The sequence below is a fragment of the Burkholderia vietnamiensis LMG 10929 genome (assembly GCF_000959445.1).
Taxonomy (GTDB): Bacteria; Pseudomonadota; Gammaproteobacteria; order Burkholderiales; family Burkholderiaceae; genus Burkholderia; species Burkholderia vietnamiensis.
The window spans coordinates 940,372-965,830 of the sequence record NZ_CP009632.1 but is presented as its reverse complement, the minus strand read 5'-3'; the positions used below and the strand labels follow the sequence as shown (position 1 = coordinate 965,830).

Annotated in this window: 18 protein-coding genes and 2 pseudogenes; 18 read left to right on the top strand and 2 right to left on the bottom strand. The window is 68.9% G+C overall.

What is annotated here, in order from left to right:
* Positions 1 to 337: 337 nt before the first annotated feature.
* From AK36_RS29100 to AK36_RS29020, 18 genes and pseudogenes are all read left to right on the top strand, one after another.
* A complete protein-coding gene (locus AK36_RS29100; RefSeq protein ID WP_011880475.1) occupies positions 338 to 1,600 on the top strand; it encodes an NAD(P)/FAD-dependent oxidoreductase in 1,263 nt (420 codons plus the stop codon).
* 96 nt (positions 1,601 to 1,696) lie between these two features.
* Positions 1,697 to 2,275: pseudogene (locus AK36_RS29095) on the top strand (branched chain amino acid ABC transporter substrate-binding protein); the annotation flags it as partial.
* An 86-nt stretch (positions 2,276 to 2,361) separates the two neighbouring features.
* Positions 2,362 to 3,179 (top strand): IS5-like element IS402 family transposase gene (locus tag AK36_RS32270; protein ID WP_085954470.1). Its coding sequence is split into 2 segments (ribosomal slippage): positions 2,362 to 2,710 and positions 2,710 to 3,179, totalling 819 coding nucleotides; the frame shifts between segments, so codons are not numbered across the junction.
* Positions 3,180 to 3,183: 4 nt separating this feature from the next.
* Positions 3,184 to 3,765 (top strand): annotated as a pseudogene (locus tag AK36_RS29090) (branched-chain amino acid ABC transporter substrate-binding protein); the annotation flags it as partial.
* 990 nt (positions 3,766 to 4,755) lie between these two features.
* Entirely contained in the window at positions 4,756 to 6,342 is a 1,587-nt protein-coding gene (locus tag AK36_RS29085; protein ID WP_011880473.1) for an ABC transporter substrate-binding protein, read from the top strand.
* 78 nt (positions 6,343 to 6,420) lie between these two features.
* Complete coding sequence (locus AK36_RS29080; RefSeq protein WP_011880472.1) at positions 6,421 to 7,374, top strand: ABC transporter permease; 954 nt, start codon at positions 6,421 to 6,423, stop codon at positions 7,372 to 7,374.
* A gap of 29 nt (positions 7,375 to 7,403) precedes the next feature.
* Positions 7,404 to 8,360 (top strand): ABC transporter permease, encoded by a 957-nt coding sequence (locus AK36_RS29075; RefSeq protein WP_014726135.1) that lies wholly within the window; start codon positions 7,404 to 7,406, stop codon positions 8,358 to 8,360.
* Complete coding sequence (locus AK36_RS29070; protein ID WP_011880470.1) at positions 8,360 to 10,234, top strand: ABC transporter ATP-binding protein; 1,875 nt, start codon at positions 8,360 to 8,362, stop codon at positions 10,232 to 10,234. Before AK36_RS29075 ends, AK36_RS29070 begins: the two co-directional genes overlap by 1 nt.
* Before the next feature lie 212 nt (positions 10,235 to 10,446).
* Entirely contained in the window at positions 10,447 to 11,724 is a 1,278-nt protein-coding gene (locus tag AK36_RS29065; RefSeq protein ID WP_011880469.1) for an NAD(P)/FAD-dependent oxidoreductase, read from the top strand.
* 82 nt (positions 11,725 to 11,806) lie between these two features.
* Positions 11,807 to 12,298, top strand: coding sequence for a helix-turn-helix domain-containing protein (locus tag AK36_RS29060; protein ID WP_106919381.1), 492 nt, complete (start codon positions 11,807 to 11,809; stop codon positions 12,296 to 12,298).
* 232 nt (positions 12,299 to 12,530) lie between these two features.
* Positions 12,531 to 13,265: a cupin domain-containing protein gene (locus AK36_RS29055; RefSeq protein ID WP_011880467.1), complete on the top strand. Its 735-nt coding sequence runs from the start codon at positions 12,531 to 12,533 to the stop codon at positions 13,263 to 13,265.
* A gap of 2 nt (positions 13,266 to 13,267) precedes the next feature.
* Positions 13,268 to 14,593 (top strand): NAD(P)/FAD-dependent oxidoreductase, encoded by a 1,326-nt coding sequence (locus tag AK36_RS29050; RefSeq protein WP_011880466.1) that lies wholly within the window; start codon positions 13,268 to 13,270, stop codon positions 14,591 to 14,593.
* Between the two features lie 142 nt (positions 14,594 to 14,735).
* Complete coding sequence (locus AK36_RS29045; RefSeq protein WP_041494464.1) at positions 14,736 to 16,013, top strand: NAD(P)/FAD-dependent oxidoreductase; 1,278 nt, start codon at positions 14,736 to 14,738, stop codon at positions 16,011 to 16,013.
* A complete protein-coding gene (locus AK36_RS29040; RefSeq protein WP_011880464.1) occupies positions 16,010 to 17,479 on the top strand; it encodes an aldehyde dehydrogenase family protein in 1,470 nt (489 codons plus the stop codon). The genes AK36_RS29045 and AK36_RS29040 overlap by 4 nt, the downstream gene beginning before the upstream one ends.
* 29 nt (positions 17,480 to 17,508) lie before the next feature.
* Positions 17,509 to 18,735 carry a M20 aminoacylase family protein gene (locus tag AK36_RS29035; RefSeq protein WP_371464616.1) on the top strand — a complete coding sequence of 409 codons (1,227 nt, stop codon included), beginning with the start codon at positions 17,509 to 17,511 and terminating at the stop codon, positions 18,733 to 18,735.
* Positions 18,736 to 18,928: 193 nt separating this feature from the next.
* Complete coding sequence (locus tag AK36_RS29030) at positions 18,929 to 19,831, top strand: GNAT family N-acetyltransferase (RefSeq protein WP_011880462.1); 903 nt, start codon at positions 18,929 to 18,931, stop codon at positions 19,829 to 19,831.
* Positions 19,832 to 20,071: 240 nt separating this feature from the next.
* Positions 20,072 to 20,749 carry a heavy metal response regulator transcription factor gene (locus AK36_RS29025; protein ID WP_011880461.1) on the top strand — a complete coding sequence of 226 codons (678 nt, stop codon included), beginning with the start codon at positions 20,072 to 20,074 and terminating at the stop codon, positions 20,747 to 20,749.
* A complete protein-coding gene (locus AK36_RS29020; protein WP_045579823.1) occupies positions 20,746 to 22,206 on the top strand; it encodes a heavy metal sensor histidine kinase in 1,461 nt (486 codons plus the stop codon). The genes AK36_RS29025 and AK36_RS29020 overlap by 4 nt, the downstream gene beginning before the upstream one ends.
* Here AK36_RS29020 and AK36_RS29015 read toward each other — a convergent pair.
* Complete coding sequence (locus tag AK36_RS29015) at positions 22,184 to 23,725, bottom strand: efflux transporter outer membrane subunit (protein ID WP_045579822.1); 1,542 nt, start codon at positions 23,723 to 23,725, stop codon at positions 22,184 to 22,186. The genes AK36_RS29020 and AK36_RS29015 overlap by 23 nt on opposite strands.
* Positions 23,726 to 23,940: 215 nt before the next feature.
* Positions 23,941 to 25,434: an efflux RND transporter periplasmic adaptor subunit gene (locus AK36_RS29010; RefSeq protein WP_045579821.1), complete on the bottom strand. Its 1,494-nt coding sequence runs from the start codon at positions 25,432 to 25,434 to the stop codon at positions 23,941 to 23,943.
* Positions 25,435 to 25,459 lie beyond the last annotated feature (25 nt).

Below are 25,459 nucleotides of genomic sequence, written 5' to 3'. Positions count from 1 at the left end.
GACTGCGCAGAACGCTTGCGCTAGCACGGCACCTGCGACCGTTCACGCAAAATTCTCAAGCCACACAATATGTATTTTAATTGCACACAAAAAAATGTTGTGTGATTCTAGTCGCCAGAGTTTGTCTGGTGATGTGCGTCGAGGCGCCACCGGGCAGTGTCCAGGAATCTGTCAGCAGGAGTTGCCTCGTGAATGCGTCCGGTGCGGTCATTCGGCTCGTCTATCTCGCGTCGTCGTCGGCGGCGAATCTGCTGGCAGCGAAACGCCGGCACGGCGGCGCCAGGGTTACTGGATATCCTTCGCCAATTGGCAAACATGCGATAGAAGGGCGCAAGTGATGTCAGACATCGCCATCCTCGGAGCGGGATTCATCGGCCTCGCGAGTGCCGCGTCGCTGATTCGCGACGGTCACCGTGTGACGTTGTTCGACGCCTCCGGCGTCGGGCAGGGGGCGTCGTTCGGTAATGCCGGGACGTTCGCGCACTACGCGTGCATCCCGGTGAACAACCCGTCTGTGTTCCGCGATCTGCCGCGCTTCCTGTTATCGCACGACAGTCCGTTCCGGTTGCGCTGGGGATATCTGCCGCAACTTGCGCCGTGGCTCGTGCGTTTCATGATCAGTTCGTTGCCGCGCCGCTATGAAGGGAGCGCGGGAGCACTCGCCGCGTTGCTCGGACGCGCACAGGATGGTTACGCGCCGCTGCTGGAGGACGCGGAACTCGCCCGCTTCGTCCAAGCGCGTGAGTGCCTTTATCTCTACTCCAACTCGGAATCGTTTGACGCCGCCCGTCCTGCACTCGATCTGCGCCGGAAGCTCGGCGTCGCCTTCGATGTGCTTTCGGGAAATGACATTCGCGCGCTCGAACCGTCGCTCGCGCCGATTTTCGAGCGCGGCGTGTTGTTCAGCGACAGTTGGCATTTCTCCGACCCGCAGGGCTTTCTACAGACTCTGTACGAACGGCTCGCGGCGCAAGGGCTGACGTTGGAGCGTTCAACAGTGACCGCGGTGCAACCGTCGGATGACGGCGTGACGGTGACGCTCGACGGTGTCGCAAGACGTTTTGGGCATGTGGTGATCGCTACCGGTGCACGATCCGCGAAGTTCGCCAAACAATGCGGGGATTCTGTGCCGCTCGATACCGAACGGGGCTATCACGTGCGCTATCCGGGCGCGCAGCAAATGATTTCGAGACCCGTCGGTTGGGCCGAGCGGGGCTTTTACATGACGCCGATGAGCGACGGTATTCGCGTCGCGGGCACGGTCGAACTTGGCGGTTTCAATGAAGCGCGTAATCGCTCGCTTCTCGATCTTCTGACGTTTTCGTCGAAGCGGGCGTTGCCCGCGCTCGATACGCCTGACAGCACCTGGCTCGGCTTCCGTCCCACTTTGCCGGACGGTGTGCCGGTTCTCGGCCGTTCGAGCGCAAGCGAACGTGTGATCTATGCATTCGGTCATCAGCATCTTGGACTCACGTTAGCGGGTATTAGCGGACGCATAGTCGCCGATCTGATCGCGGGGCGCACTCCGTCGCTCGATCTCACACCGTACGCGGCCACGCGGTTCCAGATTGCGGCTGGAACCGTGCAGCACAGGCATTAAGTTTTACCGCAAGTACCGCAGGACGGTCCGACGCGTCGCGCATCGAACCAGTCGATCCACACAACGCGCGACGTGACATCTTGCAAGGAGCACATCATGAACCGCCGCTATTGGCTTTTGAGTTTGGCCGTCTGTGCACTAGGCACGCATATGACGTCGTCGCGGGCCGCCGATCCCCAAGTCGTCAAGATCGGTTTTGTCGGACCGTTGACCGGTCCGGTTGCACGTGTCGGCAAAGACTTGCAGTACGGTGCGCAACTAGCACTCGACGAAGAGAACGCCAGGCATCCGACGATCGGCGGCAAGCCGGTCACGTTCGTGCTCGACGTGCAAGACGATCAGGCGGACCCGCGCGTGGCGATCCAGGTCGCGCAGAAACTGGTCGACGACGGCGTAGTTGGCGTGATCGGCCACTACAACTCGGGGTGTAGCATCCCCGCATCGACCGTCTACCATCAAGCGAACGTCGCGATGATTACGCCGGGTTCGACCAATCCCCAATTGACCAAGCAGGGCTACAAGAACGTGTTTCGCACGATGGGGCACGACGGCATTGGCGGTGTCGTCGCGGGGCATTTCGTGGTCGAACAGATGAAGGCGAAGCGCATTGGGATCATCGACGATCGTACGGCGTTCGGGCAGGGGCTTGCCGATGCCTTCGAAAAAGGTGTTAAGAGACGGTTTCAAAAAGGCCCCGTGGGGCTGTTAACTTTCGCGGTGAGCTGTTAACCTCAGGCATCGGAACAACCGAGACTGAGGAGATGGCCAAGCCGATCATCGACGATGAATTGTGGACACTGATCGAGCCGTTACTGCCGCCACCCAAGCCGCGGCGCGAGAAGAACCCGGGCCGCCTGCCTGTTTCGAATCGCGCCGCGCTGACCGGCATCCTGTTCGTTCTCAAGACCGGACTACGCTGGCGCGACCTGCCGGCCGAGATGGGATGCGGCTCGGGCGTGACATGTTGGCGCCGGCTGCGCGATTGGCAAGCAGCCGGTGTCTGGGATCGCTTGCACGAGCTACTGCTCGCAAAGCTGCGCGCAGCGGACCAGATCGACTTCTCACGAGCCGCCGTCGATTCATCATCGATTCGCGCCGTTGGGGCAGGCCAAAAACTGGGCCAAACCCCACCGATCGCGCGCGACCCGGTTCCAAGCACCACATCGTCACCGACGCCAACGGTACGCCGCTCGCCGCGATCCTGACCGGCGCGAACGTCAACGACGTCACGCAATTGCTGCCGCTGATCGACGCGATTCCGCCGATCCGCGGATTGCGTGGCCACCCATTGCAGCGGCCGCGTGTGGTCTACGCGGATCGCGGTTACGACTCCGAGCGACATCGGCGCGCGTTGCGCGATCGCGGTATCGAGCCAGTGATCGCCAAGCGCCGTACCGAACATGGCAGCGGCCTTGGCAAATATCGCTGGGTCGTCGAACGCACGCATGCCTGGCTGCATCACTTCCGTCGTCTCCGTATTCGTTTCGAGCGCCGTGCAGACATTCACGGCGCGTTCCTCAAACTCGGTTGCTGTCTGATCTGCTGGAATACCCTTCGGCGGGCCGATCAGTCTTTATGAAACCGTCTCTAAGGAAGCGAACGGCTACGTGGTCGATCGCGAGTTCACCAATGACAAAGCCGTTGATTTCCGCGCCATCCTGACGACGCTCAAGAGCAAGAACGTTGACCTGATTTTCTTTGGCGGTCTGGATGAACAGGGCGCCATGCTCGTCAAACAGATGCGCTCGCTGGGTATGCCAGCGCAATTGTTTGGCGCGGGTGCATTGAAGAGCAACGCTTTCCTGCAGATCGCAGGTGCAGCGGCGGACGGTACGCAGGACCTGGAGCCCGGCCCAGCCCTTGATAAACTGCCTGCCGCGCAGCAATTTGGCAAACGTTACAAGGCGCGGTTTAACCAAGACGTCGAACTGTACGCGCCGTTTGCGTATGACGCAGCACTCGCGCTGATAAAAGCGATTCACAGTGCCGATTCGCTCGATCGGGGGAAGATCGTCGATAATCTTTCGAAGGTCACTGTCACGGGTGTTACCGGCAAGATCACGTTTGATCCGTACGGCGACCTGATCAAGCCGCCCTACACGCTGTTTCAGGTCCAGCAGGGACAATGGAGGAGTATCAAGACGGTTGGGAGCAGTGGCGTTTAGTAATTTGCGCAGGGGTTCCCGGAAGCTTGCTTTTGGGAACAAGTGCCGTGCCTAAGACCACGCGTGGCAGAACTCAATGCGGACCTGGCGGGATCCGCTAGGTGGTTTTCCACATCTCAAAGGGCTGAAAGCCGGCGGCGACTGGTCATTCAGAACCGCCGAGCGACTGACCTGTCCGGGTTCTTTCGGTTGAAAAACTCTTCGACCACAGCTGCGGCGAGGGGCCTCTTACCCCAAACCGATGCTCGCGAGCCGCTTGTAGGGCGATCTGAGAGATCGATTTTTCGCGAGTCGGTCCCGCGGCACGAGCGAAGGAGTTTTTCAACAGAATCGGTCGATCACGGTCCTTGATTAAGCGACGGCTAAGCAATCTCAGACCTAATCTGACGCCGACTGACAGACCAAGTTTCGACTAATGCACGTCACGCTCGCATTGCGTGCGTATCCCACACGTATTCAGCCCGTACCCACACCCACACCCAAGCCCAAGCCTGTATCCAGGCCCGTATCCGAGCCCGGTACCACCTCGCCCCCGCCCTCGGGCAAACCCGCTTCTCGTGAAGTGCCATTTTCGTCTGCTGAATCTCCCCCCGCCGCCGCACCGCCGCCCGCCCGCACATTCCACTCAAACATGCCGTTTGCGCGCGCCAAACGCGTTTCGGACGCCGAATCCCCAATTTTGTCGGTGCAATCTGCCGCGCGTGCCGCTTTACGATTCCCTTCATCGGCATGCGCGGCGCGAGCGCGACGCCCGGGCGCCCATCACCCGGCGACGCGCGCAGGCATGCAGCAATTCATGCTGCGCGGGCGGTCCAAAACGGTCGATTCGTATCGTGCGGCCGGCCCGAATCGCGACAAACCGCATTTTGGCGGTGCTTAAATGAATTGCAACTGCACGACGTCGTACCCGCCACCAGCATGCGGGCGCGGCGGGATTCGACAACCACGCTGGACCCCAGGACCCACTTTCCACAGTCAGGAGCAGTTCGGATGAACGACGATATCGACAACGGCAGCGGCAAGGGCGGCTTCACGCGCCGCGACATGATGCGGGTCATGGCGGCGAGCGGCATGATGGCCGTCGGCGGCGGCGGACTGCTGCTCGACGCGCAGTCGGCGTTCGCCGCGCCGGCGCCCAAGCGCGGCGGCAAGATCCGGGTTGCGAACGAATCCAGCTCGACGGCCGATACGCTCGACCCGGCCAAGGGCTCCACAGGCGCCGACTACATTCGCTTCTTCATGTTCTACAGCGGCCTCACGCAGCTCGACGCGAGCCTCACGCCGCAGATGAACCTCGCCGAGTCGCTCCAGACGACCGACGCGAAGACCTGGATCATCAAGCTGCGCAAGGGCGTCACGTTCCACGACGGCAAACCGGTCGGCCCGGCCGACGTGGTGTTCTCGCTGCTGCGCCACAAGAACGCCGCGACCGCATCGAAGGTCAAGCCGCTCGCCGACCAGTTCGCCGACGTGAAGGCGAGCGGCCCCGACGAAGTCACGTTGACGCTCGCCAGCGCGAACGCCGATCTGCCGGTGATCCTCGCGACGCCGCAGCTCGTGATCGTCAAGGACGGCACCACCGACTTCAGCACCGGTATCGGCTGCGGCCCCTACAAGCTGAAGTCGTTCAAGCCCGGCGTATCGACCATCGGCGTGCGCAACGACAGCTACTTCAAGCCGGGCATGCCGTACCTCGACGAGATCGAGATGATCGGCATCAGCGACAGCGCCGCGCGCCTGAACGCGCTGCTGTCGGGCGACGTGCACCTGATCAACGCGATCGATCCGCGCTCGACGCAGCGCGTCGCGTCGACGCCCGGCTATGCGCTGAAGGAAACCAAGTCGGGCCTGTACACCGACCTGATCATGCGCAGCGAGAACCCGATCACCGCGAATCCCGATTTCGTCGAAGGGATGAAGTACCTGTTCGATCGCGAGCAGATCCGCTCGGCGGTGTTCCGCGGCTACGCGGTGATCGGCAACGATCAGCCGATCCCGCCGGGGCATCGCTACTTCAACGCGTCGCTGCCGCAGCGCCCGCACGATCCGGACAAGGCGAAGTTCCTGTTCCAGAAGGCCGGCGCGCTCGGCGCCACGCTGCCGCCGATCTACGCGACCTCCGACGCGAACGGCTCGATCGAGATGGCCGTGCTGCTCCAGCAGGCCGGCGCGAAGATCGGGCTGAACCTGCAGGTGAACCGCGTGTCGCCGGACGGCTACTGGTCGAACCACTGGATGAAGCATCCGCTCGGCTTCGGCAACATCAACCCGCGCTCGAGCGCCGATGTGCTGTTCACGCAGTTCTTCAAGTCGGACGCGCCGTGGAACGAGTCGGGCTGGAAGAACGCGAAGTTCGACCAGTTGCTGCTCGCCGCGCGCTCGGAAACCGACGACGCGAAACGCAAGCAGATGTACGGCGAGATGCAGGTGCTCGTCGCGCAGCAGGGCCGGGTCGGGATTCCGTCGTTCATCAGCTTCCTCGACGGTTACGACAAGCGGCTCTCAGGCCTCGGCTCGATCCCGACCGGTCCGATGATGGGCGGCATGTTCGCCGAGCACGTCTGGTGGAACGCCTGACGCCATTGCCTGCTGCCGCGTGCGGCCGGCGCCGCTGTGCGCGCCGGCCGCACGCGGCCTTTCCGGGAACGCAAGCCCATGAACCGAATCCTGCTCGGGCTGATCGGCCGGCGCATCGCGGTCACCGCGCTGACGCTGCTGATCGTGTCCGCGATCATCTTCACGATCACGAATCTGCTGCCGGGCGACGCCGCACAGGCCGCGCTCGGCCAGTCCGCCACGCCCGAGACGGTCGCGGCGCTGCGCCAGCAGTTCGGCCTCGACATGCCGGCGCACGTGCGCTATCTGCATTGGCTCGGCGGCCTGCTGCACGGCGATTTCGGCCGCTCGCTGTCGGGCGACCTGCCGGTGTCGGAGATGATCGGCGGACGCCTGCCGAAGTCGCTCGCGCTCGCCGCGATCACGACCGCCGTGTCGGTGCCGATCGCGCTGCTGCTCGGCATCGTCGCGGCGGTGAAGCGCGAGTCGGTGGTCGATCGCGTGATCAGCCTCGGCACGCTGGCGCTGGTCGCGACGCCCGAATTCCTGATCGCGACGGTCGCCGTGCTCGTGCTGGCCGTGAAGCTGCACTGGCTGTCCGCGCTGTCGTACGGCGGCCCGATCGACGGCATGCACGACTTCCTGCGCGCGTACGCGATGCCGGTGCTGACGCTGTGTGCGGTCGTGATCGCCCAGATGGCGCGCATGACGCGCGCCGCGGTGATCGAGCAGCTGAGCGCGTCGTACGTCGAGATGGCCGTGCTGAAGGGCGCGAGCCCCGCGCGCGTCGTGCTGCGCCATGCGCTGCCCAACGCGATCGGCCCGATCGCGAATGCGATCGCGCTGAGCCTGTCGTATCTGCTCGGCGGCGTGATCGTCGTCGAGACGATCTTCAACTATCCGGGCCTCGCGAGCCTGATGGTCGATGCCGTCGGCAACCGCGACTTCCCGCTCGTGCAGGCGTGCACGCTGATCTTCTGCGTCGCCTATCTGCTGCTCGTGCTGTTGGCCGATCTGTGCTCGATCGTGTCGAACCCGCGCCTGCGCACCTGAGTGTTTCGCTTTCTTCCGAGATGCCGATCATGCAACCGACCGACTCCGTTCAACGCAGCAGCACGCTGCCGCCGTCCGGCGACCCGCGCCCGTCGCGCGGCGGCCCGCCGCCTGCGGCGCCCACGCCCGGCGCGCCGCGCAAGCGTCGCGCGCCGCGCCTCGCCCTGACCGGCGGCGGCCGCGCCGGCCTCGCGATGGTCGCGCTGATGCTGTTCATCGCGGTGTTCGCGCCGCTGCTCGCGCCGCACGACGTCGGCACGATCGTCACGCCCGACGTGTTCGCGGCGTTCAGCGCGAAGCTGCCGTTCGGCTCCGACTTCCTCGGCCGCGACATGCTGAGCCGCATCCTGTACGGCACCCGGCTGACCGTGCTGCTCGCGCTCGCGGCGGTGCTGCTCGCCGCGCTGACCGGCACGACGCTCGGGCTGCTCGCCACCGTGTCGGGCCGCGCGGTGGACGAGACGATGAGCCGCCTGCTCGATGCGCTCACGTCGATTCCGTCGAAGATGTTCGCGCTGATGCTCGTGGCCGCGTTCGGCTCGTCGCTGCCGCTGCTGGTGCTGACCGCCGCGGTCAGCTACATGCCGGGCTCGTACCGGATCGCGCGCGCGCTGGCCGTCAACATCAGCACGCTCGAGTTCGTGCAGGTGGCGAAGGCGCGCGGCGAAAGCGCGCTGTACATCGCGTGCGTCGAGATGCTGCCGAACATGATTCATCCGATGCTGGCGGACACCGGGCTGCGCTTCACGTTCGTCGTGCTGCTGCTGAGCGGCCTGAGCTTTCTCGGGCTCGGCGTGCAGCCGCCGTACGCGGACCTCGGCTCGCTCGTGCGCGAGAACATCGCGAGCCTCGGCGACGGCTCGGCCGTCGCCATCATGCCCGCGGTCGCGATCGCGATCCTGACGGTGGGCGTCAACCTGTTGATCGACGGCCTGCCGCACCGCGGCCGCCGCAAGGGCGCGGCTGCGGCCGCGGGAGAACACTGATGCGAGATGAATCGACTCCGCTCGTCGAGGTGCGCGGGCTGCGCGTGGTCGGCGGACGTCCGGGCGGCGCGGAAACGACGATCGTGCACGGCGTCGACTTCGACATCCGGCGCGGCGAGGTGCTCGCGCTGATCGGCGAGTCGGGCTCGGGCAAGACGACGATCGCGTTGTCGCTGATGGGCCATGCGCGCGCGGGCTGCCGGATCGCCGGCGGCTCGGTGAAGTTCGACGGCGCCGACGTCTGCACGCTGTCCGCGCCGGCGCTCGCGGCGCTGCGCGGCCGCAAGGTCGCGTACATCGCGCAGAGCGCGGCGGCCGCGTTCAACCCGTCGCGCACGATCCTCGATCAGGTGATCGAGAGCGCGCTGATCCACCGCACGATGACGAAGCGCGCTGCGCAGGCGAAGGCGGTCGAGCTGTTCCGCGCGCTCGCGCTGCCGGAGCCCGAGACGATCGGCAGACGCTATCCGCACCAGGTGTCGGGCGGTCAGTTGCAGCGGCTGATGGCGGCGATGGCGCTGATCACCGATCCGGAGCTGGTGATCCTCGACGAGCCGACGACCGCGCTCGACGTGACCACCCAGATCGACGTGCTGCAGGCGTTCAAGCGCGTGATCCGGGATTGCGGGATGAGCGCGGTGTACGTGTCGCACGATCTGGCGGTGGTCGCGCAGATGGCCGACCGGATCGTCGTGCTGAGCGACGGCGTGATCCGCGAGGCGGGCGCGACCGAACAGATCCTGCATGCGCCGGCCCATCCGTATACGCAAAGCCTGATCGCGGCCGTCACGCCCGACGGTGCCGCACGCGAGCCGCAGATGCCGGCCGCCGCGCCGGCGCCGCTGCTCGACGTGCGCGGCGCGATCGCCGGCTACGGCGCCCGTAACGCGCAAGGCTGGCCCGCGAAGGTGATCCTGCATGAGGTCGACCTGCGCATCGGGCGCGGCCAGACGGTCGGTGTGATCGGCGAATCGGGCTCCGGCAAGACCACGCTCGCGAAGGTGATCGCGGGGCTCGTGCCGGCGACGGCCGGCCAGATCCTGCTCGACGGCCAGCCGCTCGCGCTCGACATCGGCAAGCGCTCGAAGGAGCAGCACCGGCGCGTGCAGATCGTGTTCCAGAACGCCGATACCGCGCTCAATCCGGTGCATACCGTCGAGCGGACGCTCGCGCGGCCGCTTGCGTTCTATCACGGCATCAAGGGCGCGCGTGCGCGGCAGCGCGTCGCCGAGCTGCTCGAACTCGTGCGGCTGCCGCCGGCGGTCGCCGCGCGCCGCACCGGCGAGCTGTCCGGCGGACAGAAGCAGCGCGTGAACCTCGCGCGCGCGCTGGCGGCCGAGCCCGACCTGATCCTGTGCGACGAGGTCACGTCGGCGCTCGACACCGTCGTCGGCGCCGCGATCATCGACTTGCTGCGCGATCTGCAGGCGAAGCTCGGCGTGTCGTACGTGTTCATCACGCACGACATCGCGAAGGTGCGCGCGATCAGCGACGACATCGTCGTGCTGTACGCGGGCCGGCGCGTGGAGACGGGCAGCCGCGACGCGCTGTGCGCGCCGCCGTACCACCCGTATTCGCACCTGCTGGTGTCGTCGGCGCCGGAACTGCGCGCGGGCTGGCTCGACGTCGCTGCCGAGCGCTGCCATCGGCCGCTCGTGCCGATCGGCGCGAGCGCCGACGATGCCGGCCTGTGTCCGTTCCTGTCCCGCTGCGCGATGCGGGTGGACGGCATGTGCAACCTCGCCGCGCCGCCGCTGCGCACGCTCGGCAACGGCGCGCAGGTGCTGTGCCATCGCAGCGAGGAAGATCTCGCGCGATTCCAGGCCGAGCCGCAGCCCGAAGGCGCCGTGCTGGGGCAGCCGGTGCGGCTGTAGCGATGTGTATGGCGCGCCGGCGGCTCGTGACTCACGGCTTATGGCTGATGCAGATGGACGCTGCGCACAGTGTGCTGCGGCGGTCGTGCAAAACGATGCAACCGGCGCGTGCCGCGCACGAATACGCGGCAAATGCGCTTTTTGACGGTGATTAAATGGTTTCCGGTGAGCGATCGCCGATCGCGTCCGCCGCAATGTTCGAGAAGGATCGGATGAAATTCGAATCGTACTGGCTGGATACTCGTCCGCCGTTTCATGCCGGCTGCGAAGGCCCCGTCGACGGGCGCGCCGACGTGGTCGTGATCGGCGGCGGCTTCACCGGTCTGTCGGCGGCACTTGCACTGGCGCAGCGCGGCGTCTCGGTCGTCGTGCTGGAAGCCGCGCAGATCGCCGGCGAAGCGTCGGGACGCAACGGCGGACAGTGCAACACCGGCGTCGCGCAGGACTACGCGTCGCTGGCCGCGCGCATCGGCGCGGAGCCGGCGCGGCAGTTCTATCGGGCATACGAGAGCGCCGTGAAAAGCGTCGAGGCGCTCGTCGCCGAACACGCGATCGATTGCGATTTCCGGCGCGCCGGCAAGCTCAAGCTCGCCGCGAAGCCGCAGCATTTCGCGGCGCTGGCGAAGACGTACGACGCGCTGCGCCGCGACGTCGATGCCGACATCGAGCTGATCGAGCCGTCGCGGGTGCGCGACGAGATCGGCTCCGACGGTTTCCACGGCGGGCTGTTGCAGCACAACGGCGTGCAGATGCACATGGGCAAGTTCGGCGTCGGCCTCGCGCAGGCGGCGGCACGGGCGGGCGCCCGCATCTACGAGCACGCGGCGGTCACGCAGATCGAGCGGCTCGGCGGCGAGCGTCACACGATCGTCAGCACTCGCGGCACGATCGTCGCCGATCGCGTGCTGGTCGCGACCGGCGCATCGCAGCACGGGCCGTTCGCGTGGTTCCGGCGGCGCATCGCGCCGGTCGGCAGTTTCATCGTCGTCACCGAGCCGCTGCCCGACGCGCAGCTGAACCGGCTGTTCGTGCATCGCCGCGCGTACGTGACGTCGCGCCAGATCGGCAACTACTTCCGCGTCACGCCCGACAACCGGCTGCTGTTCGGCGGTCGCGCCCGCTTCGCGATGTCGAGCCCGCGCTCCGACGCGAAAAGCGGCGAAATCCTGCGCGCGGGCCTCGCCGGCTATTTCCCCGAGCTGGCGGCCGTGCGGCTCGATTACTGCTGGGGCGGGCTGGTCGACATCACGGCCGACCGGCTGCCGAGGGCGGGCCAGCACGAAGGGCTCTACTACTCGATGGGCTACAGCGGTCACGGTGTGCAGATGGCCGTACACATGGGCCGCGTGATGGCCGACGTGCTGTACGGCGCGGCCGCGTCGAATCCGTGGCGCGAGCTCGACTGGCCGGCGATGCCGGGCCATTTCGGGCACGCGTGGTTCCTGCCGTTGGTCGGCGCCTATTACCGGATGCAGGACTTCCTGCACTGAAGCGAATGCCGCAAGGACTGGATATGACCGCACGATTCGTTTGTCCGCCCGCCGCGTGCGCGGCCGCATGAGGACCGCGAGCATGGCGACCCTGTTTCCCGTTGCGCCCGAACGCGAGGCAGCGCGCGCCCGGCGCGCGCCGTATTCCGCGCCGTGTTCCGCGCCGTGTTCCGCGCCGTGTTCCGTATCGCCCGCGATCGGCGACGTGCTGCGCACCATCGACGCGTCGTTCGCGCAGCCGCTGAACCTCGACACGCTCGCGGCCGTCGCCGGCCTGAGCGTGTCGCGCTTCACCGCGCGCTTTCGCGGCGAAGTCGGCCTGTCGCCGCATCGCTATCTGTGCCTGGTGCGCGTGCGACGCGCGCAGGAACTGCTGCGCGCGGGGCTGGCGCCTTCGGTCGTCGCGACCGACGTCGGCTTCTTCGATCAGAGCCATCTGTGCCGGCATTTTCGCCGCGTGCTCGGCGTCACGCCGCGCGACTACGTGGGCGCGCGGCAGGACGGCGCGGCGCTGCGCGCGGCGCCGCGGCACGCGTGCGCCGAGCGCCGCGACACGCCCTGTCACGTTGCATAGGCGCGGGTCGCGACGGGAGGCGCGGGCACGTTTGCCGCATTAAGCGGCGCTTAACGATGGTTTTGTGAGGCGTTAATCCGGTAGGCGAACCGACGCGACACAATGGTTCGCAAGTGGCGCAACCGCGTTCGAGTGCGCCGAGGGGTGCGCGGACCTGACGTCCGCAAACGCATATTTTGCAACACGCGCGACCGCTGGGCTGCCACGTCGTCGCGCATCGGCTGGAGCAGAAATGACCGCAGCTTACGTATTGCACCGCGCCGACGGCACGGCTGACACAACCGCGTTTCGCCAGCAGGCGTTCGGCGAGCACGACCCGTTCGCGCGTGAGCGCGAGATCGCGTGGGAAGGCCCCGACGCGATGGCGGCCGGCCGGATCGGCTTCGTCGGCGAGCTCGACGTCGCGCGTTATCCGCACGTCGAAAGCATCGTCGTCGTCGAAGGCGAGCTGACGCTCGACGCAGCGGGCGGCGCCCGCTTGGTGCTGGGGCCGGGACAGGGTGCGGTCATCGGCGCCGGCACCGCGCTGCGCATCGGCGCGGCGTCGCCGGTGCGGCTCGTGTTCTGCGCCGCCGCGTGCCCGCAACCGACCAAGCGCGGCCTGGTCGCGCTGCGCGCCGACGCCGACTTCAAGCCGTCGGCGTCGCTGCCGCCCGACGTGCTGCTCGGCCCCGCGCCGGCCTGCCGCAGCGACAACGTGTTCGTCGAAGACGGCATCGGCCACTGCGCGGGCACCTGGGATTCGACGCCGTATCACCGGATCGTCCGGCCGCATCGCGTCAACGAATTCATGTTCCTGCTGGCCGGCAGCGTGCGCTTCGCCGCGCCCGACGGCAGCGTGCTGACGCTCGGCGCCGGCGACGCGCTGTTCGTGCCGCGCGGCGCGCCGATCGGGTGGGAAAGCCGCGAGCACGTGGCCAAGTTTTACGTCGTGCAGAACGTCAACGCATCAACCGAACGGAACTGAACATGTCGCCTCCGCTGCGCCAAATAGAAACGTCGCCGACGCTGCCGGCCGAAGCAGATGTCGTCGTGATCGGCGGCGGCATCATCGGCGTCTTCACCGCGTACTACCTCGCCCGGCGCGGGGTGTCGGTCGCGCTGGTCGAGAAGGGCCGTATCGGCGCCGAGCAATCGAGCCGCAACTGGGGCTGGTGCCGGCAGCAGAACCGCGACGAGCGCGAGCTGCCGATGGCGAGCAAGAGCATCGACCTGTGGGAGCGCTTCGCTGCCGAATCGGGCGAGGACACCGGCTTTCACCGCTGCGGGCTGCTGTACCTGAGCAACGACGAGGCCGAGCTGTCGCGCTGGGCGAGCTGGGGCGAATTCGCGAAGACGGCGGGCGTGACGACCTACATGCTCGACAGCAAGCAGGCCGGCGAGCGCGGGCGCGCGACCGGGCGTGCGTGGAAAGGCGGCGTGTTCTCGCCGAGCGACGGCACCGCCGACCCGGAGAAGGCCGCGCCGGCCGTCGCGGCCGCGCTGATGAAGCTCGGCGGCAGCGTCCACCAGCACTGCGCCGCGCGCGGCATCGAACTGGCGGCCGGGCGCGTCGCGGGCGTCATCACGGAGGCCGGCGTCATCAAGACCCGCAAGGTCGTGCTCGCCGGTGGCGCGTGGGCGTCGTCGTTCTGCCGGCAGCTGGGCGTCCGGTTCCCGCAGGCGTCGATCCGCCAGTCGATCCTGAGCGTGTCGCCGGTCGAGCAGGCGCTGCCGGGCGCGCTGTATACGTCCGGTGTGTCGGTGACGCGCCGCAGCGACGGCCGCTACGCGCTGGCCATCAGCGGCCGCGCGCGCGTCGACCCGACCGCGCAGTTCCTGCGCTTCGCGCCGCAGTTCGTGCCGATGTTCGCGAAGCGCTGGCGCAATCTTCTGCCGGGCGGCCTCGAAGGCGTGCGCGGCGGCCACGAAACGCTGAAGCGCTGGCGTCTCGATGCGCCGACGCCGATGGAGGCCGTGCGCATCCTCGACCCGAAGCCCGATCTGCCGACGGTCAACGAAACGTATCGCCGCGCGGTCGAGCTGTTGCCCGAGTTGCGCGACGCAACGATCACGCATGCGTGGGCCGGCTTCGTCGACAGCACGCCGGACGGCGTCCCCGGGATCGGCGAACTGCCGGGCGTGCCGGGCCTCGTGCTCGCGGCGGGCTTTTCCGGCCACGGCTTCGGCATCGGCCCCGGCGCCGGGCATCTGATCGCGGATCTCGTGACGGGCGCGCAACCGCTGGTGGACCCGACGCCGTACCGGCCGAGCCGGTTCGCCGATTCCGCGTGGGGCAAGGTCGCCGATTTCTAGGCCGACGCCGGCGGCGTGACGACGCTGCGCATCGTCACGCGCCGTTCGCGCAGGCAGACGATACGACACGGTGCGACGCGATGCGACGCGAACAATGCGCACCATGCCTCGCGGCATGGTGCGGCCGACAATGGAGTGCGTGATGCGTTTCGGTTCCTATTGGCTCGATACGTCCGAGCCCTTCGCGAGCCGCTCGCCTGAGCTGCCGGACGGAATGTGCGACGTGGCGGTCGTGGGCGGCGGGATCACAGGTTCGGCGGCCGCGCTCGCGCTCGCGAAGAAGGGCGCGCGTGTGGTGGTGTGCGAAGCCGGCACCGTCGGGCACGCCGCGTCGGGCCGCAACGGCGGCATGTGCAACAACGGCTTCGCGCAGGACTACGCGATGCTGTCGCAGCGCATCGGCGCCGAGCTGGCGAACCGGCTGTATCAGGCGTTCGACGCGGGCGTCGACATGGTCGAGCGTCTGGTCGAAGAAGAGTCGATCGATTGCGATTTCGTGCGGCGCGGCAAGCTCAAGCTCGCGGCGAAGCCCGCGCACTACGACAAGCTCGTGCGCAGCCAGGCGCTGCTCGCCGCGAACGTCGATCGAGACACGCGCATCGTGACGAAGGCGCAGCTGCGCGACGAGATCGGATCGAGCCGCTACCACGGCGGCTTGCTGTTCGAGAAGAGCGCCGGGATGCACGTCGGCCGGTATGTGCGCGGCCTCGCCAACGCCGCGCAGGCGCGCGGCGCGCACGTCGTCGAACATGCGCCGGTGCTCGGGATGAAGCGCGACGCGGGCGGCGCATACGCGCTGCGCACGCCGCTCGGCGAGATCCGCGCGCGTCAGGTGCTGCTCGCGAGCGGGATCTCGCAGGTGGGGCCGTTCGGCTGGATCCGGCGCAGGATCGTGCCGGTCGGCGCGTTCATCATCGTCACCGAGCCGCTGCCGCGCGAACTGCTCGACCGCCTGCTGCCGACCCGCCGGATGGTCACCGACACCAAGAACTTCGTGAATTTCTTCCGCGTGACGCCGGACCACCGGATGCTGTTCGGCGGGCGCGCGCGTTTCGCCACCTCGAACCCGCGTTCGGACGAAAAGAGCGGACTGATCCTGCGCCGTCAGATGGCCGCCGTGTTTCCCGAGCTGGCGAACGTGCGCGTCGACTACTGCTGGGGCGGCATGGTCGACATGACCGCCGACCGGCTGCCGCGCGCCGGCGAGCGCGACGGCGTGTATTACTCGATGGGCTACAGCGGCCACGGCACCCACATGGCCACGCTGATGGGCACGCTGATGGCCGAGATCATGGACGGGCGCGCCGATCTCAACCCGTGGCAACGTTTCGACTGGCCGGCGATTCCCGGCCACTTCGGCAAACCGTGGTTTCTGCCGCTCGTCGGCGCATGGTACCGACTCAAGGACACACTCCAATGACTTCTTACGACCAATCACCGGTTCGTCACCTGCTCGAGGCCGGCCGGCTCGAGCGCTTCTTCATCGACGGCGACTGGGTCGCGCCCGACGGCGGCGGCCGCTTCGCGGTCGTCTGCCCGTCGACGGAAGACACGCTGTGCGAGATCCCGCTCGGCAGCGCGCGCGACGCCGATCGCGCGGTGCAAGCCGCGCGCCACGCATTCGCCGGCTGGGCCGCGACGTCGCCGCAGGAACGCGCGGCGCTGCTCGACCGCGTGCATCGGCTGCTGCTCGAGCGCGCCGAGCGGTTCGCGACGGCGCTCGCGCTGGAGATGGGCGCGCCGCTCGGCTATGCGCGCAGCGCGCACGTGCCGCTCGCCGCCGAACATATCCGGGTCGCGCGCGACAACCTGACCGATTACCCGTTTCGCAAGCAGCGCGGCACGACCGCGATCGTGCGCGAGCCGATCGGCGTATGCGCGCTGATCACGCCGTGGAACTGGCCGATCTATCAGATCACCGCGAAGGTCGGCCCGGCGCTCGCGGCGGGCTGCACCGTGGTGCTGAAGCCGAGCGAGCTGTCGCCGCTCAGCGCGCTGCTGTTTGCGGAAGTGCTCGCCGATGCGGGCGTGCCCGCGGGCGTATTCAACCTGGTGAGCGGCACCGGCGCGGAGGTGGGCGCCGCGCTGTCGTCGCATCCGCTGGTCGACATGGTGTCGATCACCGGCTCGACGCGCGCCGGCGTGCTGGTCGCGCAGGCCGCGGCGCCGACCGTCAAGCGCGTCGCACAGGAGCTCGGCGGCAAGTCGCCGAACGTCGTGCTGCCCGATGCCGACCTGGAGCGCGCCATCGCGCCGGGCGTGGCCGCCGCGTTCCGCAACATGGGGCAGTCGTGCAGCGCGCCGACCCGCATGATCGTGCCGCGCGCAGCGCTCGGCGCGGTCGAGGCGCTCGCTGTGGCCGCGGCGCAGCGTTGCGTGGTCGGCGATCCGTTCGCCGACGCAACGACGCACGGGCCGCTCGCCAATCGCGCGCAGTTCGAGCGGGTCGCGCAGATGATCGACGTGGGCGTCGCCGAAGGCGCGAAGCTGATCGCGGGCGGCCCCGGCCGCCCGGCGGGATGCGAGCGCGGCTTCTATGCGCGGCCGACGATCTTCTCCGACGTGCGCACCGGCATGGCGATCGCGCAGCAGGAGATCTTCGGCCCGGTGCTCGCGATCCTGCCTTACGACAGCATCGACGAAGCGGTCTCCATCGCCAACGACACGGTGTACGGGCTGGGCGCACACGTGCAGGGCACCGACAGGGAACGCACGCGCGCCGTCGCGGCCCGCATCCGGGCCGGGCAGGTGCATCTGAACTACCCGGCGTGGGACCCGCAGGCACCGTTCGGCGGCTACAAGCAGTCGGGCAACGGCCGCGAGTACGGCGTCGAGGGGATGGAGGAGTACATGGAGGTCAAGTCGATTCTCGGCTACTACGACTGAAGCCTTGGCCGCGCGACGTCCGCGCGGCGATGCACAATCCCGACCGTCCATCATCGAAGGTGTCGAACTTGGAACACGCCATTCTCTCCGAAGCGTCGCTGAGCGCGCATCGTGCCCACTGGGCGAGCTTGCGCCGCGACCTGCATGCGCATCCCGAATTGCGATTCGACGAGCACCGGACCGCCGACGTCGTGGCCCGCGAACTCGCGGCGCTCGGCTACGCGGTGTCGCGCGGGCTCGGCGGCACCGGCGTGGTCGCGAGCCTGCCCGGCACCGACCCGCGCCGCGGCATCGTGCTGCGCGCCGACCTCGACGCGTTGCCGATTCGCGAAGCCAACGACTTCGCGCATGCGTCGTGCACGCACGGCGTGATGCACGCCTGCGGGCATGACGGTCATACGGTGATGTTGCTCGGCGCCGCGCGCGTGCTCCGGGAGCTGCCGCAGCTGGCCGGCAGCGTCCACTTCGTGTTTCAGCCGGGCGAGGAAGGCGGCGCGGGCGCGCGCAAGATGATCGACGACGGCCTGTTCGAGCAGTTTCCGACCGAAGCGGTGTTCGGCATGCACAACTGGCCCGGCTTGCCCGCCGGGCACTTCGGGTTGCGCACCGGCCCGATCATGGCGGCCGGCTCGCGGTTCCGCATCACGGTGACCGGCAAGGGCGCGCACGCGGCGCAGCCGCATCTCGGCATCGATCCCGTCCCGCTCGCCTGCGCGATGGTGCTGCAGTGCCAGACGATCGCCGCAAGGCACAAGGACCCGGTGGACCCGGCCGTGATCTCCGTCTGCATGTTCCAGGCCGGCACCACGGACAACGTCATTCCCGACAGCGCCGAGCTGCGCGGCACGATCCGCACGCTGTCGTCCGCGTTGCAGCAGCAGTTGCAGCGCGACGTCCGGCTCATGTGCGAGGCGCTGGCCGGCGCGAGCGGCGCGCGCGCGGACGTCGAGTTCTTTCAGTACTACCCGGCGACGGTGAACACGCCGGCCGAGACGGCCCTGTGCGAAGCGGTGATTCGCGACACCTTCGGCGAGCAGCGCCTGCGCCGCGAGGTGCCGCCGAACATGACGTCCGAAGACTTCGGCTTCATGCTCGAGGAGCGGCCCGGCGCGTACGTGCTGATCGGCAACGCGGCGGACGGTGACGCGGCGCCGGCGCTGCATCACCCGAAATACGATTTCAACGACGACATCATTCCGGCCGGCGTGCGCTACTGGGTGTCGCTGGCGCAGCGGTATTTCGCGCGCGCGGCGTGACGGTGCGCGGCTTCGAACGCGCCGCATTAAACGGCGGCTAACGAACGCTTAAGCGCGCGTTAGCCACAGCAAACACGTCTGTTCCTATAGTGACCGCTGCGAACACGCCGCGCGATGTCGCCGGCGATACGGCAACACAGGCGCGGGCCGTCGTCCGTGCCGGCTCGACACACGACACAAGAGGGATCGCCCGATGACACACGAACACGCGACCAACGCTGCCGCGCCGGCGACGGCGCTGCACTATCGACGCTTCACCGCCGCCGACGTGAGCGGAGCTCACGCGCTGTCGATGGCGCTGCGCTGGCCGTTCAGGGCCGAAGACTGGCAGTTCTCCGCCGACACGTCGACCGCGTTCGTCGCCGAGGAGGACGACGTGGTGATCGGTACGGCGATGTGCTGGAAGTACGGCGCGGATCGCGCTGCGCTCGGACACGTGATCGTGTCGTCCGAGCACCAGGGCCGCGGCATCGGGCGTGCGCTGATGGAGATCGTGCTCGACGAGCTCGGGCCGCGCATCACGTTCCTGCACGCGACGCCGGCCGGCCAGCCGCTCTACGAAAAGCTCGGCTTCGCCGTGTGCGGCTCGCTGGACCAGTTTCAAGGCAACGTCGAGCGGCCTGCCTCGCAGACGCTCGCCGACGGCGAGCGCCTGCGGGCCGCCACGCCGGGCGACCTGGATTGCCTGGTGGCGCTCGACACGCGCGCGTCCGGGCTCGGGCGCGCCGCGCTGCTGGCCGCGTTGCTCGCGCGCGGCGAAGGCGTCGTGCTGGAGCGCGGCGGCGAGATCGCCGGCTTTGCGGTGCTGCGCCGCTTCGGCCGCGGCCACGTGATCGGCCCGGTCGTCGCGCCGCGTTCGCCCGACGATGCGCATGCGAAGGCGCTGATCGCGCACTGGCTGCGCGCGCGCGACGGCGAATTCGTCCGCATCGACGTGCCGTCCGGCACCTGCCTGCCCGACTGGCTCGATGCGCAGGGCCTGAAGCGCGTCGACACCTGCTCGAAGATGGTCCGCAACGCGCCTGCCGCGGCGCACGGCGCGCCGCACGATCCGGACTGCGGGCTGTACGCGCTCGTCAGCCAGGCGATGGTGTAACGCGCGTCCGGGCGCCGACGCGCAGACGGCATCGCGGCGGTGCCCGGCGGTGCCCAGCTCGCCGCCGGGCCGGCCGCATGCCGCACGCCATGTGCCGCGTGCCGCGATCGCCGCCGAACGCGATGATGACCGGCACATTACAGTTTCGTCATCGACGCTGCCGACGCATGCACGGAACGTCTCGCCATCGCCGTTTCCCGGTAACATCGCCGCATCTTTCCCCATGCGACGGAGCCGGCGATGCGCATCCTGATAGTCGAAGACGAACCGAAGACGGGCGCGTACCTGAAGAAGGGTCTGGAGGAGTCCGGATTCAGCGTCGATCTCGCCAAAGACGGCGGTGAAGGGCTGATGCTCGCGCAGGAAGAGCGCTACGACGTGATCGTGCTCGACGTGATGCTGCCCGTGCTCGACGGCTGGGGCGTGCTCAAGCGGCTGCGCGACACGCACACCACGCCCGTGCTGTTCCTGACCGCGCGCGACGACGTGCAGGACCGCGTGCATGGGCTCGAACTCGGCGCCGACGACTACCTCGTGAAGCCGTTCGCCTTCGTCGAGCTGCTGGCGCGCATCCGCACGCTCGCGCGTCGCGGCCCGCCGCGCGAAACCGAGCATCTGGCGGTCGGCGATCTGGAGATCGACGTGGTGCGCCGCCGCGTGAAGCGCGGCGCCGTGCGGATCGACCTGACGCCGCGCGAATTCTCGCTGCTGCAACTGCTCGCGCGCCGGCAGGGCGAGGTGCTGAGCCGCACGCAGATCGCGTCCTACGTCTGGGACATGAATTTCGACAGCGACACCAACGTCGTCGAAGTCGCGATCCGGCGGCTGCGCGCGAAGATCGACGATGCCTTCCCGGTGAAGCTGATCCATACGGTGCGCGGCGTCGGCTACGTGCTCGAACCGAAGGACGACGCGTGACGCGCTTGCGATCGCTGTCGGCGACGCTCGCGCTCGCGTTCGCCGCGACCACGCTCGCCGCGTTCGCGCTCGTCGGCGCGTACGTGTACATGGGCCTCGAGCGGCAGGTGAACACGCAGGACGATCTCGACATCGTGCTGGCCGCGCGCCACACGCGCCGGCTCGCGGGCGAGCTCGAATCGCTCGATGCGGTGCGCGCACATGCGGAGCGCTTGACGAGTCAGGTGCTCGGCAACGAGGCGCTGTCGATGGCCGTTTTCGATGCGAACGGCGACGTGCTGGTGCGCCACAACGTCCGGCTGAGCGCACCCGACGCGGCGCTCTACGACGCGCCGGGCGCACCGACCGACGCGCAGCTGCTGGCACCCCGCGCCGAGCCGGTGCCCGACAACGAACGGATCACGGCCGAGCGGCTGCAGACATGGACGGTCGACGGCGGCACGCCGATGCGCGGCGTCGTGATCGCCGCGGCGCTCGGCGATCACACGCCGATCCGCATCGCGATCGCGCGCAACATGCGCGACCGCGCGCAACTGCTCGACGGCTACCGAGACCGGCTGAAGATTGCGGGAGCGGCAGGCGCGCTGTTCGCGCTGCTGTTCGGCTACTGGCTGATCCGCACGGCGCTTGCGCCGCTGCGCGAGATCGTCGCGAACACCGGCCGGATCACGGTCGACAAGCTCGACACGCGGCTCGACGCGTCGCGCGCGCCGCACGAGCTGCGCGCGCTGGTCGACGCGCAGAACGCGATGCTCGCGCGCCTGCAGCAGGCGTTCGCGCACCTGTCGCAGTTCAGCGCGGATCTCGCGCACGACCTGCGTACGCCGCTGAACAACATGCGCGGCGCAACGGAAGTCGCGCTCGCGCGGCCGCGCTCGGCCGACGAATACCAGGCGCTGCTCGAATCGAACCTCGAGGAATACGACCGTCTCGCGCGGATGATCGACAACGTGCTGTTTCTCGCGCGCGCCGAGCACCCGAGCTTCGTCACGCGGCAGCGCGCATTCGACGTGCGCGACGAACTCGATCGCATCGCCGAATACTTCGAGGGGCTCGCCGACGAAGCGGGCTCGACGCTGCGCGTCGAAGGGCACGGCCGGCTGACGGCCGACGTCGAGCTGTTCCGCCGCGCGATCGGCAACCTGCTCGCCAACGCGCTGCGCTACACGCCGGCCGGCGGCGTGATCACGCTGGCGGTCGACGAAACGGCGGACGCCGTGCAGGTCGTCGTCGCGAATCCGGGCGAGCCGATCGACGCGGCGCTGCTGCCGCGGATCTTCGACCGGTTCGTGCGCGGCGACCCCGCGCGCAGCGGCGGTGCGCCGGGCGGCACGGCCGGGCTCGGCCTCGCGATCGTGCGCTCGGTGATGGAGCTGCACGGCGGCAGCGTGCGCGTCGAGAGCGACGCGCGCGGCACGCGTTTCATCCTCACGTTCAACCCGCCGCCGCCGGCGTGACGGCCGCGCGGTCGTCCGTCGCCGCTGACGGCGCCGGTTGCGCGCCGGCCGCCGCGTCTGCGTCGCGGCTCGCGGCGCCTTGCCAGCCGCCGCCCAGCGCCTTCAGCAAGCCGACTTCGGCTTCCATGCGGCGCGCGTCGATCTGGTCGGCCGTGCGGCGGTTCGTCAGCGCGATCGTCTGGGCGGTGACCACGTCCAGATAGCTGACCGCGCCCGCGTTGAAGCGGTTCGTCGTCAGCCGCAGCGACAGGTCGGCCGCGTCGGTCGCGCGCTGCTGGCTGCGCGCTTCGGACGCGAGCGTGGCGATCGTCGACAGTTGATCCTCGACCTGCTGGAACGCGACCAGCACCGTTTGCCGATAGCCGGCGACCGCGCCGTCGTATTGCGCGTGCGCGCCGCGCAGCGACGCGCTGCGGCGTCCGCCGTCGAACAGCGTGCCGGCGAGCTGCGGGCCGATCGACCAGAACAGGCTCGGCGCGGTGAGCCACGGCGCGAAGAACGAGCTTTCGAGGCCGGCGCTCGCGGACAGCACGAGATCGGGGAAGAACGCGGCGCGCGCCTCGCCGATCTGCGCGTTCGCGGCCGCGACGCGGCGTTCCGCCGCCGCGATGTCGGGCCGCCGTTCGAGCAGCTGCGACGGCACGCCGGCCGGAATGGCCGGCACCGCGAACGGCGTCATGCGCGGCGGCAGAGCGAAGGTCGACGCGCTCTCGCCGACGAGCGTCGCGATCGCATGCTGGAGTTGCGCGCGCGCTGCGTCGATGTCGGTGTCCTGCGTGCGCGTCGCTTCGAGCTGCGTGTCGGCTTGCGCGACCGCCGACGCGTCGATCGCGCCGGCCGCCAACTGCTGCTGCAACAGCGTGAGTGCGTCGGCGTACGCGCGCACCGTGTCGTCGAGCAACTGCTTCTGCGTATCGAGCGAGCGCAGCGCGAAATAGTCGGTCGCGAGTTCGGCGGTCACCGACAGCTTCACGGCCTGCAGGTCGGCCGCGCTCGCGGCCGCATCGGCCTGCGCGCCGGCCACCGCGTCGCGCACGCGGCCGAACACGTCGGGCTCCCAGCTCGCGGCGACGCCGGCCTGATAGTCGGGCGTGGTCTTGCCGGCGAGCGACGAGCCGAGCCGGTTCTGCGACACGCGCGCGCGGCTTTGCGCGGCGCCCGCGGTGATCGTCGGCAGGAAGCCCGCGTGCTGGTAATCGACCATCGCGCGTGCTTGCTGCAGATCGGCGACGGCTTTCTTCACCGTCTGGTTCGACACGTCGACGCGGGCTTCGAGCGCGTTCAGGTCGGCGTCGCCGAACACGGTCCACCACGCGCCGCGCGCGGCGGCGTCGGCCGGCACCGCGACGTGCCAGCCGGCCTGGGCCGCTGCGGCGGCCGGGGCGCCCGCGTAACGGGCGGGCACGGCGACGGACGGCGGCGCGTACGGTGGCAGCGTCGAGCACGCGCTCAGCGCGGCGGCGACGCCGAGCGCGACGATGCGGCGGGCAAACGGGAGCGGATGACGAAGAAGGCGCATGGCGGGTGTCTCGCGGGTTGTCGTCGATGAATCAGCTTTGGGTCGGTGTCGATGTCGACGCAGATGGCGGCGGGGCGGCGGCGGTCGTGAGCCGGGACGGTACGGCGTGCGCGGTCAGCGCGGCGGCGGCCCCGAGCGCGACGATGTGCCGGGCCAACGGGAGCGGATGACGAAGAAGGCGCATGGCGGGCATCTCGCGGGTGGTCGTCGATGAATCAGCTGTGGGTCGGTGTCGATGTCGGCGCAGACGCCGGTGACGCGGCGGTCGTGGGCCGGGACGGCACGGCGTGCGCGGACGATGCGGCAAGCGGCGCGGCAACGGCTGACGCAACCGACGCGCCAGCGGGTGAGGCAACCGGTGCGCCAACTGCCGAACCCGCGCGGGCCACGATCTTCACGGCTTCCCCCGCGGCGATCGCATCGCCCGGGTTGTCGATCACGCGATCGGTCGGCGCGAGCCCTGCGACGATCTCCACGCGCGTGCCGAAATCGCGGCCGATCTGCACGGTTTTCAGCGCGGTGCGTCCGTGCGCGTCGACGGTCGCGACCGTCACGCCGTTCGGACGGAACAGCAGCGCGCTGACCGGCAATTCGAGCGCGGGCGCCGCGCTCGGCACGACGAGATGCGCTTGCGCATAGGCGCCGGGCAGCAGCGCGCCATCGCGGTTGTCGACGTCGATCTCGACGCGCAGCGTGCGCGTGACCGGATCGATCGCCCCGGCGGTGCGCGCGACGCGCGCGGCGAAGCGGCGCCCCGGATACTGCTGCGTGCTCAGGTAGACCTGCGTGCCGGTCGTGATGCCGGTCGCGCTGTCCTGCGGCACGTCGACGAACACGCGCAGCGTGTCGGTCTGCTCGAGATGGAACAGTTCGCCGGACAGCCCCGCACTGCCCGGCGTGCCGCCCGCGGTGACGAGCGTGCCGACGTCGACGTCGCGCGCGGTGATCACGCCGTCGAACGGCGCGGTGACCGACTCGTACGACACGAGTTCGGCGAGGTGCGCGACATTGGCCTGCGCGGAGGCGAGCATCGCGCGCTTCGCGTTCATGTCGGCGGCCTTCGTGTCGGCGTCCTGCTGCGATACCGACTGCGTGGCGAGCATCTGCTGCCAGCGCTGCGCGGTCGATTTCGCATAGTCGTAGTTCGCCTGCGCAGTGGCCGCGTCGGCGCGCGCCTGGCGCAACTGCGCGTCGAGGTCGGGCGCGGCGATCTGCGCGAGCGCCTGGCCGGCCTTCACGCGCGCGCCGAGATCGGCGCTCCAGTGCGCGATGTAGCCGCTCGTACGCGCATAGATCGACGCCTCCTCGTACGGCATCACCGCACCCGGCAGCGTGAGCGTCTGGTCGGCCGGCGCCGCGCCCGGCACGATCACCGACACCGGCAGCACCTGCTGGGCGGCCACCTGCGCACGCTGCGCGGCGCGCGCGTCGAGCCGCGGCACGATGCCGATCGCGAGCAGCACGGCCGCCAGCGCGATGCCGGCGAGCGGCACGGCCAGCTTGCGGCCGCCGCGGGCGGGCGGCGCGTCGGGTGCTGCATAGGGTGTGGCGGTGGGCGTGGCATACGTGGCGGACGTAGCAGACGTGGCCGAGGTGGCCGAGGTGGCCGAGGTGGCGCGCGTCGCAGACGTCGCTGGCGTCGCAGTCGCGGCGGTTGAAGTGCCGGCTTCGCCAGCCGGCGGCGGGGCGGGTTCGATCGAGTCGTTCATGATGGGTCCGGGGTCGGGGCGAGTC